This window comes from Rubrivirga aquatilis (assembly GCF_046845665.1).
Classification (GTDB): Bacteria; Bacteroidota; Rhodothermia; order Rhodothermales; family Rubricoccaceae; genus Rubrivirga.
This window is the reverse complement of record NZ_CP177355.1, coordinates 3,558,361-3,572,888: the sequence shown is the minus strand read 5'-3', so window position 1 is coordinate 3,572,888 and position 14,528 is coordinate 3,558,361. Positions and strand designations below refer to the sequence as shown.

The window sequence follows — 14,528 nt, the reverse complement described above, 5'->3', positions numbered from 1 at the left end:
AGGTCAACTATGGAGACGCGGCTACCGCCCGACTTCACCGAGTTCTTGAGTTCGCTGAACGCGGCGAACGTTGACTATCTGCTCGTCGGCGGGTCCGCAGTCGGGCTTCACGGCTACGCTCGCGTGACCGGAGACATCGACCTTTGGATTCGACAGACGCCACAGAATGCAGACCGCGTGGTCGCTGCCATTCGGTTGGTTGGGTTTGAAGCGGCGGGGCTCGACCCGAGCCGATTCCTCGGGGATGGCAAGATCACCCGGATGGGTCTCCCGCCGCATCGGACGAAGGTGATGACCTCGATCGACGGCGTCACGTTCGAAGAGCGCTGGGCGGGGCGCATCGTCAGCGAGTGGGATGGCGTCCCCGTCCCCGTCATCGACCCCGCGCACCTCCGCCAGAACAAGCGGGCAAGTGGTCGGGCGAAGGACCTCGCGGACCTTGATGAATTCCCCGAGGCCGGTGATGACTGACAGAGTCGCGACCCCGCTCCGCTCGTGGGCGCGCGCCGTCGTCAAGGTTGGCAGTGCGCTCGTAGCGCCGGACGGGCCGCCCAGCGACGCCCACCTCGCCGCCATCGCCGCGTTCGTCACCGCCAGCCGCGCGGCGGGGCGCGAGGTGATCGTGGTGTCGTCGGGCGCCGTCGCGGCCGGGCTGGCGGCGACCGGAGGGCGACGACCCCGCACGATCCCGCAGAAGCAGGCGCTCGCGGCCATCGGCCAGCCCCGGCTGATGGCGCGCTGGGCCCGGCTGCTCGACGCCCCGGTCGCTCAGGTGCTGCTCACGCACGACGACTTGGTCCACCGCGACCGGTTTCTGAATGCGCGCAACACGCTCGGGGAGCTGCTCGCGCGCGGCGTCGTGCCCGTCGTCAACGAGAACGACACGGTCGCCGTAGATGAACTGCGCGTCGGCGACAACGACAACTTGGCGGCGCACGTCGCGGTGCTCACCGACGCCGACCTGCTGGTGATCTGCTCCGACGTGGCTGGACTGTTCGATGCCGACCCGCGCACGCACCCCGACGCCCGGCTCGTGCCCGCCGTTGAGCGCGTCGACGCCCGGATCCGCGCGATGGCGGGCGGTGCGGGCACCACTTCCGCGACGGGCGGGATGCGAACGAAGGTCGAGGCCGCCGAGAAGGCCACGGCTCGCGGCATCGACACGGTGCTCGTGGACGGGACGGACGTGGCCGGCCTCGGGGCGCTCGCCGACGGCACCGTGCGCGGGACGCTCTTCTATGCCCTCGACCCCCCGTTGGCAGCCCGCAAACATTGGCTCTTGCACGCCACCCCCGTCGCAGGTCGCGTGGTCGTCGACGCCGGTGCGGCCCGGGCGCTCCGGCAGCAGGGCGCGTCGCTGCTGGCGTCGGGCGTCGTCGCGGTCACCGGGGACTTCTCGCGCGCCGACCCGGTCGAGGTGGCCGACGAGACGGGCGCGGTGTTGGCGCGTGGGATCGCGCGGTACGCGGCCCACGAGTTGGCGCGCATCCGCGGCCACCAGAGCGACGAGGTCGAGGCGGCCCTCGGGTTCGCCGGCCCCGCTGCCGTCATCCACCGTGACGACCTTGTCTTGGTCGACCCGCCCCCCCATGCCTGACTCCGCTCGCCTCGCCGATCACGTCGCCGCCTGCAAGGCGGCCTCCCGGCAGGTCGCTGCGCTGTCCACCGACGCCAAGAACCGCGCGCTCCGCGCGATGGCCGACGCGCTCGTCGCGGAGGAAGCCGCCATCCTCACCGCGAACGCTCGCGACCTCGACGCAGCCCGCGAGCGCGGCCTGTCGGACGCGATGACGGACCGGCTGGCGCTTTCGCCCTCGCGCATTGCGGCGATGGCGACGGCCCTGCGCGAGGTGGCGGGGTTCGACGACCCCGTAGGGCAGATGGCGGATGTGCGGCGACGGCCGAGCGGCATCGAAGTCGGCCGGATGCGCGTGCCGCTTGGCGTGATCGCGATGATCTACGAGGCGCGGCCGAACGTGACCTCCGACGCCGCCGGGCTGTGCTTCAAGGCCGGCAACGCCGTCGTGCTCCGAGGCGGTTCCGAAGCGGTCCACTCGAACCGGGCTGTCGCGGCGGCGCTCCACCACGCGCTGGCGGACGAGGGCCTGGACCCCGCCGCGGTGACGCTCGTGCCCACCACCGACCGCCAAGCGATCAAAGAGCTTGTCCGGATGAGCGACCACCTCGACTTGGTGATCCCGCGAGGAGGGGAGGGGCTCATCCGGTTCGTTGACGAGCACAGCCGCGTGCCCGTCATCAAGCACTACAAGGGCGTCTGCCACCTGTTCGTGGACGAGACCGCCGACCTCGACGTCGCGCTCGACCTGCTGCTCGACGGCAAGCTGTCACGGCCGGGCGTCTGCAACGCGCTCGAGACGCTGCTCGTCCACGCGTCCGTCGCGGCGGACTTCCTTCCGCGCGCGTTCGAAGAGATGACCGCGAATGGCGGCGAGATCCGCGGCGACGCCCGCACCCGCGAGCTCCTTGGCGCATCGGTCCCCGAAGCTAGCGAGGCGGACTATGCCGCCGAGTTCTTGGCGCCCATCGTCGCCGTCCGCGTCGTCGACGGGCTGGACGCGGCGCTCGACCACGTCGCGCGCTACGGGTCGCTCCACACCGAGGTGATCGCGACCGAGAGTGTGTCGTCGGCCCGCCGGTGGGTCCGCGAGGTCGACGCGTCGGTCGTGCTCGTCAACGCCTCGTCGCGCTTCTCGGACGGGGGGGAGTTGGGCCTGGGCGCCGAGATCGGCATCTCGACGACGAAGCTCCACGCGTTCGGCCCGATGGGGCTGGAGGCGCTGACGACGCAGAAGTTCGTCGTCCATGGGGCGGGCGAGACGCGCCACGCGGTACCGCCGCGCGCCGGGAAGGGCCTGGAGGGCGCGTGAAGCTCGGGAGCCGTGCTCTTGAGCCCTTCCGTCGGCCCCACAAAAAACGCCCGCCTCGGACCGAATCCGGGGCGGGCGGCGACACGCGCCAGCGGCGACCGCTGGCGGGCCTATGGGCCGGGGCCTAGTAGCGGCGGCGGTTCGCGCGGCGGGCCTTCTTGGCCGCCTCCTTCCGCTTCTCGCGCTCGACGACCGAGGGCTTCGTGTAGGCCATGTTCTCGCGGTAGATCCGCAGGACACGGGCGCGGTTCACGGTCCGCTTGAAGCGCCGGAGGGCGCGGTCGATGGACTCCTTGTCGCGAACTTTGATACCGATGGCCAAGGCGCAGGGGGGCTGTTTGGAAGGGGAGGCAGAGCGTCGGGCGCAATCGGTAAAGCTAGAGGCCCCCCGCTGGCGCACCAAGGATGTACGGGGACGGATCGGTGAAGACGGGGGGAAGCGGGCAGCCGTCGATTCACCGCGCAAGCCGAAATCTGGGGGGGCGCTGGCGTTCATCGTCGCGAGAAGGCACCTTCCGTCTGTTCACCCCGCCCCCCCGATGCGCCTCGTCCTCGCCACCCGCAACCCCGGCAAGGTCGCCGAGCTGGGGGCCCGCCTCGACGGCCTGGGCGTCGACCTCGTGACAGCCGCTGAGGTCGGTGCCCCGCCCGTCGATGAAGACGCCGACACGCTGCGTGGCAACGCGGAGAAGAAGGCCCGCGCCCTCGTCGCCCACACCGCCCGCCCCGCGCTCGCCGACGACACCGGCCTCGAAGTGGACGCGCTCGACGGGGCGCCGGGCGTGTTCTCGGCCCGCTTCGCCGGCCCCGAGGCGACGGACGCCGACAACCGCGCCCATTTGCTGGCGTCGCTCGACGGCGTCGCCGACCGTGGGGCTCGCTTCCGCACCGTGCTCGCGTTCGCCGACGGCGACGCGGTCCACTATTTCGACGGCGTCTGCGAGGGGACGATTGCGCGCGCCGAGTCCGGCGACGGCGGGTTCGGCTACGACTCGCTGTTCGTCCCGGCCGACGGCGACGGGCGCACGTTCGCCGAGATGACGGCGGCTGAGAAGAACGCGATCAGCCACCGGGGCCGGGCGCTGGACGCCTTTTCCCGGTGGCTGGCGGAGCGGGCCCGTCAGTCCTAGCGGACCGCGGTAAAGCGCTCGCCGACGTGGACGGCGTAGACGCGCCCGTCGGACTCGCGGTCGAACGTCACGGGCGTCCCGGGCGTCGTGAAGGCGTCGCCCCCGACCGCACGGGCGATGCCGATGTGGACGGGCGGCAGGCCGCGGCGGACGGCCACCAGGGCGTCGGCCTCGTCCCAGACGAAGGTGGCGAACTCCGAGCCCCGCTCGAAGACCATCTGGACGAGCGTCGCCCGGCGGCCATCGATCTGGGTGAACGTGCCGATCACGCTTCCGGCGACGAGCGCGCCGCGCCCTCGGACGAGCGCGGCGTGGTAGTCGGCCAGCGTCTGGCCCATCGCGACGCGCTGCGAGGGGCGGGCGGCGGCCACGAGGGGGGCGAGGTCGCCCAGGGTCCAGGCGTCGAGCAGGGACACCGTGCGGGCGTCGGTGGCGGCGTCGGTCGGGGCGAGCGCCGCGAGCCGGGCGGCGACCGGCGCGCCGTGCGCGATCAGCGCCACGTCGGCGCCCAGCGCGCGGACCTCCAGCATCCCGCCGTCGACGGCGTAGAGGCCGGCGTAGGCCGCCGAGGTGGTCGGGAGCGGGGCGGAGACCGGCAGGGTGTAGGTCGTCTGGCCCGCCGCGGTCGGGACGAGCGAGAGGACGGCGACGAGCGTGAGGAGGCGGGTCATGGGACCAGGGGGGTGGTGAGGGACCACATTCGGGCGCGGCGCCGCACGGGTTGTCACCGCCCTGCCAGCCTCCGTCACCGGACGCCACCGGCCCGTCACCACGTGTCACCGAGCACCCGGCGGCGGCGCTCCGCGTAGGCCTCCGGCGTCATCAGGGCGACCGGGCCCCGGTGGATCCCCCCGTCGATCAGCCCGTCGTAGACGCGAACGGCCACGACGTTGTCGCCGGCCCGCAGGGCCGACGCCGGCACGCGGTAGGCCCGCTCGACGAGCCATTCCTCGCCGGTCATGTCTCGCGCGTCGACGTCCCCCGTCCCACCGACGCGGACGCCGTTGACGAACGCCTCGTCGAGGTCGTCGACAGCCCCGAGGACGAGGATGAGGTCGCGCGACGTGTCCTCGTCCGAGAGCGACACACGGGTGCGGTACCACGCGATCCCGTCGAGCCCGCTGAACCCCTGGGGCTCCCAGGTGCCGGGGACTCGGATCTGCGCCCAGCCGCTGTCGTCGAGCGCGGGCGCCGCCCACGGGCCATCGCCGGGCGAGAACCGCCACAGGCCTTCGAGGTCGGCCACGATCGGGACGCCGGCCGGGTTGCCCGCGCTTGGGACGGCGAGCGCGACGGGGCCTTCCAAGAGGCCGCCCTCCAGCCCGCCGTCGAAGACGCGGACGGACAGGACGTTGGGGCGGTCGGTGTGCAGCAGGGCGGGGGGGACCCGGTAGATCCGGAAGTCGAAGGCCGCCGTCTTGTAGTCGGGAGGGGGGCGCCCGCTCGCGCCGATCCGCTCGCCGTTGAGCCACACCTCGTCCGTGTCGTCGATGCGGCCGAGCAGGAGGTGGGGCGGCTCCTTCGCGACGAGGCTGGCGGCCTCGGCGTCGAGGGCGAAGGTCGTCCGGTACCACGCGGTGCCGTCGTAGCCGTGGTAGCCCGCGTCTTCCCACGCGGCGGGGACCGGGATGCGGTCCCAGGCCTTGCCCCCCTGCCACGTCGAGTCGCGGCCGATGCGGAAGGCCCACACGCCGCGCAGGTCGATCAGCGTCTGCCAAGCCGCCGGCGCGGGCGGCCCGTCGGGGGCCAGCGGCGCGCGGATCTCCTTGGGGCCCGGTGGCGCCGGGGCCTCGGGGGCACACCCCGGCGTGGCGGCGCCGACCGCGGCGGCGGCCAGCGCCAGGAGGGCGCGGATCGTCACGGGAGGAATTTGTAGCCGACCCCGTGGACGGTCAGGACGTGGCGCGGTGCGGCGGGCGTCGGCTCCGCCTTCCGGCGCAGCTTGAGGATGAAGTTGTCGACGGTCCGCGCCGTCGGCGCGACGTCGCTGCCCCAGACCTCCGCCAGCAGCTCGTCGCGCGAGACGACGACGCCGGGGCGGGCGGCGAGGTAGCGGAGCACCTCGACCTCGAGGTGCGTCATCGCGACGGGCTCGCCGTCCGAGGTGGCCTGGTAGCTGGCGAGGTCGACGCGCAGGCGGCCCACCTCGAGGACGCCGCCGTGCGGCGCGCCAGCGCCATCGGCCCGGCGCAGCACGGCCCGAATGCGGGCGAGCAGCTCGCCGAGCCCGAACGGCTTCGTGACGTAGTCGTCGGCGCCGAACTCGAGGCCGCGGACGGTGTCGAACTCCTCGGCCTTGGCCGTGAGCAGGATCACCGGCGTCGTGACCCCGGCCGCCCGCGCCTCGCGGAGCACCTCGAAGCCGGACCGCTTGGGCATCATCACGTCGAGCACGACGAGGCAGTAGGCCCCGGCCGTCAGCTTGGCGAGCGCGGCCTCGCCGTCGGCCGCCTCGTCGACGGCGTAGCCCTCGAACTCGAGGTTGTCGCGGAGCCCCTCGCGCATGGCGCGCTCGTCGTCGACGACGAGGATGGGGCGGTCAGGCGCCGGCATCGGTCAGGGGGAGGGTGAGGGTGAACGTGGCCCCGCCGCCGTCGCGCGCGGCGGCGAGGGCGGTGCCGCCGTGCGCGCGCGCGATCCGGCGGACGAGCGCGAGCCCGAGCCCGGTGCCCTTCGCCGTGTGCACGAGCCCGTCGGCGCTCGCGGGCTGCACGCGGACGAACGGCTCGAAGACGCGCTCGCGGTCGGCGGCGGGGAGCCCCGGCCCGCGGTCGGACACCTCGACAACCGCCGTGGCCCGCGTCCGCCGCGTCGAGACCTCGATGGGCCCGGGGCCGCCGTACTTGACGGCGTTGTCGAGCAGGTTGACGACGGCCTCTGCGAGCGCGTCGGCGTCGGCGGAGACGGGGAGCGGGGCGGTCTCGGCCGCCAGCGTGCAGTCGGCCTGCTCCACGACCGGCCGGTAGCGCTCGGCCACCTCCGAGACGAGCGCGCCGAGGTCGAGCGGGCGCCGGGCGAGGTGGGCGGTCCCGCGCTCGAAGCGGTTGAAGTGAAGGACGTTGCCGACCAGGCGGCTCAGGCGCTCCGACTCGGCCAGGATGGTCGCGTAGTACCGCGCCTCCCGGCCCGGCGGCACGCGCCCGGCCGCCAGCGTCTCGGCGTACATCCGGATGAGCGCGAGCGGCGTCCGCAGCTCGTGGCTCACGTTCGAGACGAAGTCCTCCCGGAGCCGGGCCGCGGCCACCTCGCGCTGGACGCCCCGCCACGCGAACAGCGCGCCCAGCCCCAGGATCACCGACACGCCGCCGAGCAGCCCGAGGCTCTGGCCCACGCGTCGCCGGAGCGCGGCCTCGACCGACCCCTCGCCGACGCGCGCGCCGACGGCGTAGTCCGGGAGCAGCCACAGCGGCCGCTGGCGCTCGATGTCGCCCCGGGTGAGGGCGGCCGTCGCGGCGATCGGCGTGGGCCGCGTCCCGTGGAAGACGCCGAGTTCGACGCCACCGCGGGCGACCTCGCGGAGCTTGGGCATCATAAACGCCTCGACAAAGGCCTGGGGGTCGAGCGCGAGCGCGAGCAGCCGAGGCGGCCCGCCTGGCCGAGGCGCGTCGGCGACGAAGGCGAGGGCCAGCCGGCCGTCGGCGAGGGGGACGGGCTCTAGCTTGCGGTAGCCGGCCGCGCGCTGGGCCAGCAGCCGCGACACGAGCGTGTCCGGCAGCAGCGCCTCGAGGTCGGCGGGGCCGGGCACGTCGCCGAAGACGCGGACCTGGGAGCGCGCGGTGTCGGCGACGACGACGAACCGGACCGGCGGGGCGGTCGCCCGGAAGTCCGCGGCGGCCTCCGGGGCCGTGTCGCCGTCGAGGCCGGGCGTCCGCGCGAGCCGGTCGGCCCAGGCGCTGACGGTGTCCCAGGCGTTCTGGTTGACCGAGAACAGCAGGCCGTCGAGCTGGTCGTCGCGGATCTGCGCCAGCCGCGCGTCGCTCTCGCTCTGGACGATCCCCTGGAGCACGGCGAACGCGGCCGCCGGCGCGATCGCGAGGGCGAGGAGGGCGACGGCCAGGCGCCGGAGCGCGCGCGGGGGCGTGGAGGGCATCGCCGGGAAGCTAGGGGCGGGGCGCCTGGCGCCTGTCAGGGCGCGGTCTCCAGATGTCACCGAATGTCACCGGGCGCCCAGGCGGGGTGCCCAACCCGTCCGCATCTTGCGCGTCGCCCCGCCGCCCCGCCCATGCTCGCCCTCGTCCAGCGCGTCTCTTCCGCCTCCGTCGTCGTCGACGGCGAGACCGTCGGCCAGATCGGTCGGGGCCTGCTCGTATTCGTGGGCGTCGTCGTGGGCGACTCGGCCGCCGAGGCGGAGTGGCTGGCGCGCAAGGTCGCCGGGCTCCGCGTCTTCCCCGACGCCGACGGCAAGATGAACCGCTCGCTCGTCGACGTGGGCGGCGACGCGCTCGTGGTGAGCCAGTTCACGCTCGCGGGCGACACGCGCAAGGGGACGCGCCCCAGCTACGCCCGTGCCGCGCACCCCGACCTCGCCGAGCCGCTCTACGAGCACGTGGCCGCCGGGCTCGCGGAGGCGCTCGAGCGGCCCGTCGCGACCGGCGTCTTCGGGGCGTCGATGGCGGTCGCCCTCGTCAACGACGGGCCGGTGACGCTGTGGCTCGATCGCCCGCCGCGCGCGGCGTAACCACGAGGCGCGCGCGGGTGGCTTGGCGAACGGCCTCCGACGGTGGGACCTTCCGGTCTCCCATCCGCCGACCCATGCTCCGCGCCGTCCTCCTCGCCCTCCTCCTCGCCCTCCTCCTCGCCCCCGCGCTCGCGGCCCAGGGCTACGTCGCCACGAACGCGACCGTCTACACCGTCGACGCGGCGCGGCCCGTCGCCCAGGCGTTTGCCGTCGAGGACGGCCGGTTCGTCGCCGTCGGGAGCGAGGCCGAACTGGCGGCGGCGTACCCCGACTGGCCGACCGTCGACCTCGGCGGGCGGACCGTCACGCCGGGCTTCATCGACGCCCACGCGCACCTGATGGGGCTCGGCGAGGCGCTGCTGTCGGCCGACCTCGTCGGCACGACGTCGAAGGCCGACATCGTCGCGCGGCTCGTGGCCTTCGCGGCCGACCTTCCCGACGGCGCCTGGGTGACCGGCCGTGGCTGGGACCAGAACGACTGGGGCGGTGACGGCGCCTTCCCGACGCGCGCCGACCTCGACGCGGCGTTCCCGACGCGGCCCGTCTGGCTCGGCCGGATCGACGGCCACGCCGGCTGGGCGAACACGGCCGCGCTCCGCGCCGCCGGCATCGACCCCGACGCCCCGGCGCCGCCGGACATGGAGGGCGGCGCCGTCCTGCGCGACGCCGACGGCCGCCCGACCGGCGTCTTCGTCGACGCCGCCGAGGGGCTGGTCGCTCGCGCCATCCCCGCGCCCGACGCCGCGACGACTGCCGAGATGCTGACGCGCGCGCTCGCCGAGACCTCGCGCCTGGGCCTCACCGGCGTCCACGAGGCCGGCATCGGGATGGCGATGCTGCCGGTCTACCAGCGGTTCGCCGCCGAGGGCCGCTTCCCGATCCGCAACTACGCCATGATCACGCCCGGTGAGATCGGCCCGTTCTGCGACGCCTTCCCGGCCGGCATCACCGACGAGCGCGTGGTCGTCCGCTCGGTCAAGGTGTACGCCGACGGCGCGCTCGGGAGCCGCGGTGCCGCCCTGCTGGCCGACTACGCCGACGACCCCGGCAACCACGGCCTGCTCTTCCGCGCCGACGACGCCATCCGGGCGACGATCCGAGCCGCGATGGCGTGCGGGCTCCAGGTCAACACGCACGCGATTGGCGACCGGGCCAACCGCCAGGTGCTCGACGCCTACGACGAGGCGATCGCGGCGACCGGCGGCGGGCCCGGCCGCCACCGCATCGAGCACTCCCAGATCCTGCACCTCGACGACCTCGCGCGGTTCGCGCCCATGGGCGTGATCGCCAGCGTCCAGCCCACGCACGCGACGAGCGACATGCCGTGGGCCGGCGAGCGGCTCGGCCCGGACCGGCTCGTCGGCGCCTACGCCTGGCGGCGGCTCATCGACAGCGGTGCCCGGCTCGCGCTCGGCAGCGACTTCCCCGTCGAGCGCCCCAACCCGCTTCTCGGGTTCCACGCGGCCGTCACTCGCCAAGACGCGAGCCACGCCCCGGCCGGCGGCTGGTACGGCAACCAGGTGCTCACGCGCGCCGAGGCCCTGCGCGGCTTCACCCTCGACGCGGCCTACGCGGGCTTCATGGAGGACGAGGTCGGCAGCATCGAGGTCGGCAAGCGCGCCGACTTCGTGGTGCTCTCGCACGACCTGATGACGGTCCCGCCGGAGGCGATCCTCGACACGCGCGTCGTGGCGACGTACCTCGACGGCGAGGCGGTCTGGGAGGAGTAAGGGGACGACGGACCACGGACGGCCGGGCACCTACTGGCACACGCCCATAGGCCGACGCGAGCCGGGCGGGCGCCAGCCGGTCGCCCTCCCCCGGCCCCTCCCGGACGGGAGGGGAGGTTCGGCGAGAGGTCGCCTCACTCTACTGTCGAGAGCGCTCCTCCCGCACGACGCCACCGACGCGGGGGGACGCGGACCCGTGGAGGCCCGGCCTTGCTTGCGACCTCGGCCCCCCCATTCATCCCCCAAAAAGCGCCAGCCCCGACGACGTGTGGAGGCTGGCGCTCGGGGCCAGGGACGGCCCGGACGGTCGGCAGTGTGATGGGCACCGACCTCGGACGGCGGGGTGGCTCACGAAGCCCCGGCGTCCGTAGTGAGAACGGGGTCCGCCGCGCGGCCCAGGGTGGTGGGTGGCCCCGTGGCGGACGGTCACAAAGTGCGGCGCGGAGAGCCAGAAACCTTGGGGACGCGGTGCGAGCCGCCTGAGGGTTGTCTGATGGACCCCGTCCAGCGGACGAAAAAGGCCCCATTTCGGGGCAACGGGCCCCGCCGGATACTCCCCGGCGGGGCTCGGGCGTATCGTGAGAGCGTCCGCTGCGGGGCGGCGATGAGGGCTTCCCCGTCCCGCCGCGGATGTCTCCCCGCCCCCCCCGGCTCCCCCCGATCGATGGACACGCACACGCGGACGGACCACCCGTCCGTCACCGACCCGTTTCGAGTCGGCGAGTGGATCGCCGAACCGATGGCGAACCGGCTCACCCGGGGCGACGACGTGCGCCGCGTCGAGCCGAAAGTGATGGAGGTGCTCGCGGCGATGGCCGCGCGGCCCGGGGAGACCGTGACCAAGGACGAGTTCATGGCCGAGGTCTGGACCGGCACGATTGTCACCGACGACGTGCTGGCGCGGTGCATCTCGGAGCTGCGCAAGGCCCTGGGCGACAAGGCGCGCAACCCCAAGTACGTCGAGACGCTGCGCAAGCGGGGCTACGCGCTGATCGCACCCGTCGAGCACGACGTGGCCGTCGGCGGCGACGGGGCGGAGGTGGTGCCGGCCGTGACCGGGCACGACCTGCGGCGGCCCGTGCTGCCCACGCGGACGCGCCCCTCGATCGTGCTGTGGGGGCTCGCGGTGGCGGCGGTCGTCGCCATCGGAGCCCTCGTCGCGTACCGGGCGGGCGTCGCGGGCGTCCAGCCGCTCTCGGCCGTCCCGGTGACGAGCACGCCGGGCGACGAGCGGGACCCGGCGCTCGCGCCCGACGGCGAGCGCGTGGCCTTCGCCTGGGACGGGGGAGGGGAGGAGCGCCAGTTCGACATCTACGTGCAGGAGACGACCGGCGGCGCGGCGCTGCGCCTGACGACGCACCCGGCCGACGAGACGAGCCCGGCGTGGAGCCCCGACGGCGAGCGCGTGGCCTACGTCCGGTGCGGCATCGGCGGCGACTGCGGGGTCTACGTCGTCGAGGTCGGGGGCGGATCGGAGCGGACGTTGCTGGCGGCCGCGGACCTCGCCATCGCGGACCTCGTGTGGAGCCCCGACGGCGGCCAACTCGCCTTCTCGGCGCGGCGGGGGCGGCAGGGCGCGTTCGCGCTTCATCTCTTGGAGCTCGACGGCTCCCCGACGCAGCGGCTCACGGCGCCTGCCTCGACGTACCCCGGTGACCTTGCCCCGGCGTTCTCGCCTGACGGTCGCCTGCTGGCGTTCGTCCGCACACAGCTCGACGGCCGCCAAGACGTGGCCGTGGTCACGGTCGAGGGCGGGCGCGTGCGGCGGCTGGCGCGCGAGCAGAAGGGCGTGACCGGCCTCGACTGGATGCCCGACGGACGGGAGGTCGTCTACGCAGCCAACCGCGACGGCGCCGCCGGGCTGTGGCGCGTGGCGCTCGACGGCGGCGACCCGCGCTGGGTGGCGCTCGGCGCCGACGGCGGCGAGATCGCGAGCCCCTCGGTCGGCCGGGCCGGCGGCGTCGTCTTCGCCCGCCAACTCGTTCGCTCCCAGCTCGCGGTAGTGGTCGACGGCGAGCCGCGTCCGCTCGTGCCCTCGACGCGCGACGACCGCCAGCCGGACGTCGCGCGGGACGGCCAGCGCGTCGCCTTCGTGTCGACGCGGTCGGGCAGCCACGAGGTCTGGACCGCTGCTCCCGACGGCTCCGGCGCCCGCCAGCTCACGTCCTTCGGCGGCGCCCGGGTCAGCGGCCCGCGCTGGGGGCCCGACGGCAACCTGGTCGTCTCGGCGCGTGCCGACGGCGACGCGGACGTGTTCTTGGTCCTCCCCGACGGGCAGGTCCGCAAGCTCACCGAGGGCGACGCCGACGACGTCGCACCGACGTGGTCGGCCGACGGCCGGTGGGTCTACTTCGCCAGCAATCGGGGGGAGCAGTGGCAGATCTACCGCGTCCCGGCCAGCGGCGGGACGGCCGAGCCGATGACGGTCCATGGCGGAGTGGCGGCGGCCGAGGCACCGGGCGGCGGGCTCATCGTGCTCCGGCCCGACAAGCGCGGCCTGTGGCTGCTGCCCGAGGTCGGCGGCGAGCCCCGCGACGTGCAGGCGCGGCAGCTCCCGGCGAACGTGTCGCCAGCCGACTGGGCCAACTGGACCGTCGTCGGGAACGCCGTCTACGCGTTGGAGCGTCAGTTCGACCGGGCCGCGTCCATCATCCGCCTCGACGTGGCGACGGGCGGCCGGACGACGCTGGCGGCCGTGCAGGACGTGCCCGAGGACTCCGGCCTGGGCGCCTTCCCAGACGGCCGCCTGGTGCTCTCGCGCCAGGACCGCGCCGACAGCGACGTGGTCTTCGTCGAGGACTTCCGGTAGTCGGTCGGTGTCCAGTGGGTCGGCGACCCCGTGGATTTGCCAAGTGGACGGTGGCAGCGAAGGGCCGAACCCGTGTGGCGGCTCGCGGGTTGTCCACCCACCGACAGACACGCTGACTCACTGACCCATGGAGCCCGGAACGACCAACTGGTACGTCATCATGCTGCTCGCGGGGCTGGCGGTCGGCGTCGCCATCGCCATCGCGCGGACGGTCTTCCGGCGCGACGAGTGAGCCTGACCGACCGATTCGGCCGCCGCCACACGTACCTCCGCCTAGGGCTGACGGAGCGCTGCAACCTGCGCTGCACGTACTGCATGCCCGCCAGCGGTGTCCCGCTGACGCCGAACGGCGCGCACTTGACGACGGACGAGGTCGAGCGGCTGGCGAGGCTCTTCGTCGCCGAAGGCGTCGAGACGGTCCGCTTGACGGGTGGCGAGCCCCTCGTGCGCAAGGACGCCGTCGGGGTGGCCCGGCGGCTCGGCCGGCTCGGGCTCCGGCGGCTGGCGATCACCACGAACGGCCTGCTGCTGGCGGACCGGCTCGCCGACCTCGCGGCGGCCGGCGTCGACGCGGTCACGATCTCGCTCGACACGCTGCGCGCGGAGCGATTCGAACAGATCACCCGCCGCCCCGGCCTGGACCGGGTCCTCGCGGCGCTCGACGCCACGCTCGCGGCGGGCTACGCCATCGGGACGGCCCGACCGCTCAAGGTCAACGTCGTCTCGATGCGGGGCGTCAACGAGGACGAGGCGGCCGACTTCGCGGCGCTCGCGGCGGCCGAGCCCCTCGAGGTCCGCTTTATCGAAGAGATGCCGTTCGCGGGCAACGGCTGGACGCCGGGCGCCGTCGTCACGATGGCCGAGACGCGAGCGGCCATCGAGGCCGCGCACGGCCCGCTGGCGTCGGTCCCCGCGCGGCCGACGGCGACGGCGCAGTTGTTTTCGCGACCCGGCTGGCGGGGGCGCGTCGGGTTTGTCGCCAGCATGTCGACCCCGTTCTGCGGCACTTGCGACCGTCTCCGCGTGACCGCCGACGGCGCGCTCAAGGTGTGCCTCTTCGGGCGGGCAGAGGTCAGCCTGCGGGACGCGCTCCGGGCCGGCGCCAGCGACGCCGGCGTGCTCGCGCTCGTCCGTGCTTCGCTGGCGGGCAAGGCCGCCGCGCACGCAGGCCTCGACGTGCTGGCCTCGCAAGCCGAGAGGCCCATGGTGCGGATCGGCGGCTAGGGACCGCAGGCACTCAGGCAGGCAGGGCCGCACACGCTCTCGGCCCCCACGAGTTCGTTTGCTTGGGCG

The 14,528-nt window shown here is 74.3% G+C and carries 13 protein-coding genes; 8 read left to right on the top strand and 5 right to left on the bottom strand.

Going from position 1 to position 14,528, the window contains the following annotated elements; all coding sequences use genetic code 11:
- The first annotated feature begins 9 nt into the window (after positions 1 to 9).
- The 3 genes from ACLII4_RS15890 to ACLII4_RS15880 are packed head-to-tail and all read left to right on the top strand — an operon-like array spanning position 10 to position 2,888.
- Positions 10 to 471 carry a hypothetical protein gene (locus ACLII4_RS15890; RefSeq protein ID WP_412068371.1) on the top strand — a complete coding sequence of 154 codons (462 nt, stop codon included), beginning with the start codon at positions 10 to 12 and terminating at the stop codon, positions 469 to 471.
- The gene (gene proB, locus ACLII4_RS15885; protein ID WP_412068370.1) at positions 464 to 1,597 is read left to right on the top strand and encodes a glutamate 5-kinase; all 1,134 of its coding nucleotides are present in this window, start codon (positions 464 to 466) and stop codon (positions 1,595 to 1,597) included. Before ACLII4_RS15890 ends, proB begins: the two co-directional genes overlap by 8 nt.
- A complete protein-coding gene (locus ACLII4_RS15880; protein ID WP_412068369.1) occupies positions 1,590 to 2,888 on the top strand; it encodes a glutamate-5-semialdehyde dehydrogenase in 1,299 nt (432 codons plus the stop codon). The genes proB and ACLII4_RS15880 overlap by 8 nt, the downstream gene beginning before the upstream one ends.
- A gap of 124 nt (positions 2,889 to 3,012) precedes the next feature.
- Here ACLII4_RS15880 and rpsU read toward each other — a convergent pair whose 3' ends face one another.
- Positions 3,013 to 3,204 (bottom strand): 30S ribosomal protein S21, encoded by a 192-nt coding sequence (rpsU, locus tag ACLII4_RS15875; RefSeq protein WP_412070575.1) that lies wholly within the window; start codon positions 3,202 to 3,204, stop codon positions 3,013 to 3,015.
- A gap of 223 nt (positions 3,205 to 3,427) precedes the next feature.
- Here rpsU and rdgB point away from each other — a divergent pair, with 223 nt between their 5' ends.
- Positions 3,428 to 4,018: an RdgB/HAM1 family non-canonical purine NTP pyrophosphatase gene (gene rdgB / locus ACLII4_RS15870; protein WP_412068368.1), complete on the top strand. Its 591-nt coding sequence runs from the start codon at positions 3,428 to 3,430 to the stop codon at positions 4,016 to 4,018.
- On the opposite strand, the gene ACLII4_RS15865 is transcribed toward rdgB, so the two are convergent.
- The 4 genes from ACLII4_RS15865 to ACLII4_RS15850 form a co-directional block, all read right to left on the bottom strand.
- The gene (locus ACLII4_RS15865) at positions 4,015 to 4,689 is read right to left on the bottom strand and encodes a hypothetical protein (RefSeq protein ID WP_412068367.1); all 675 of its coding nucleotides are present in this window, start codon (positions 4,687 to 4,689) and stop codon (positions 4,015 to 4,017) included. The genes rdgB and ACLII4_RS15865 overlap by 4 nt on opposite strands.
- A 95-nt stretch (positions 4,690 to 4,784) precedes the next feature.
- Positions 4,785 to 5,879 carry a glycoside hydrolase gene (locus ACLII4_RS15860; protein ID WP_412068366.1) on the bottom strand — a complete coding sequence of 365 codons (1,095 nt, stop codon included), beginning with the start codon at positions 5,877 to 5,879 and terminating at the stop codon, positions 4,785 to 4,787.
- Positions 5,876 to 6,571, bottom strand: a complete 696-nt coding sequence (locus ACLII4_RS15855; protein ID WP_412068365.1) for a response regulator transcription factor — start codon at positions 6,569 to 6,571, stop codon at positions 5,876 to 5,878. Before ACLII4_RS15855 ends, ACLII4_RS15860 begins: the two co-directional genes overlap by 4 nt.
- Entirely contained in the window at positions 6,558 to 8,108 is a 1,551-nt protein-coding gene (locus ACLII4_RS15850) for a sensor histidine kinase (protein ID WP_412068364.1), read from the bottom strand. The genes ACLII4_RS15855 and ACLII4_RS15850 overlap by 14 nt, the downstream gene beginning before the upstream one ends.
- Positions 8,109 to 8,240: 132 nt before the next feature.
- Here ACLII4_RS15850 and dtd point away from each other — a divergent pair, with 132 nt between their 5' ends.
- The 4 genes from dtd (at position 8,241) to moaA (ending at position 14,459) form a co-directional block, all read left to right on the top strand.
- Complete coding sequence (gene dtd, locus ACLII4_RS15845; protein WP_412068363.1) at positions 8,241 to 8,696, top strand: D-aminoacyl-tRNA deacylase; 456 nt, start codon at positions 8,241 to 8,243, stop codon at positions 8,694 to 8,696.
- Positions 8,697 to 8,770: 74 nt separating this feature from the next.
- Positions 8,771 to 10,426, top strand: a complete 1,656-nt coding sequence (locus ACLII4_RS15840) for an amidohydrolase (RefSeq protein ID WP_412068362.1) — start codon at positions 8,771 to 8,773, stop codon at positions 10,424 to 10,426.
- A 664-nt stretch (positions 10,427 to 11,090) separates the two neighbouring features.
- Entirely contained in the window at positions 11,091 to 13,235 is a 2,145-nt protein-coding gene (locus ACLII4_RS15835; protein ID WP_412068361.1) for a winged helix-turn-helix domain-containing protein, read from the top strand.
- 228 nt (positions 13,236 to 13,463) lie between these two features.
- Positions 13,464 to 14,459: a GTP 3',8-cyclase MoaA gene (gene moaA / locus ACLII4_RS15830; RefSeq protein ID WP_412068360.1), complete on the top strand. Its 996-nt coding sequence runs from the start codon at positions 13,464 to 13,466 to the stop codon at positions 14,457 to 14,459.
- The last annotated feature ends 69 nt before the right edge of the window (positions 14,460 to 14,528 follow it).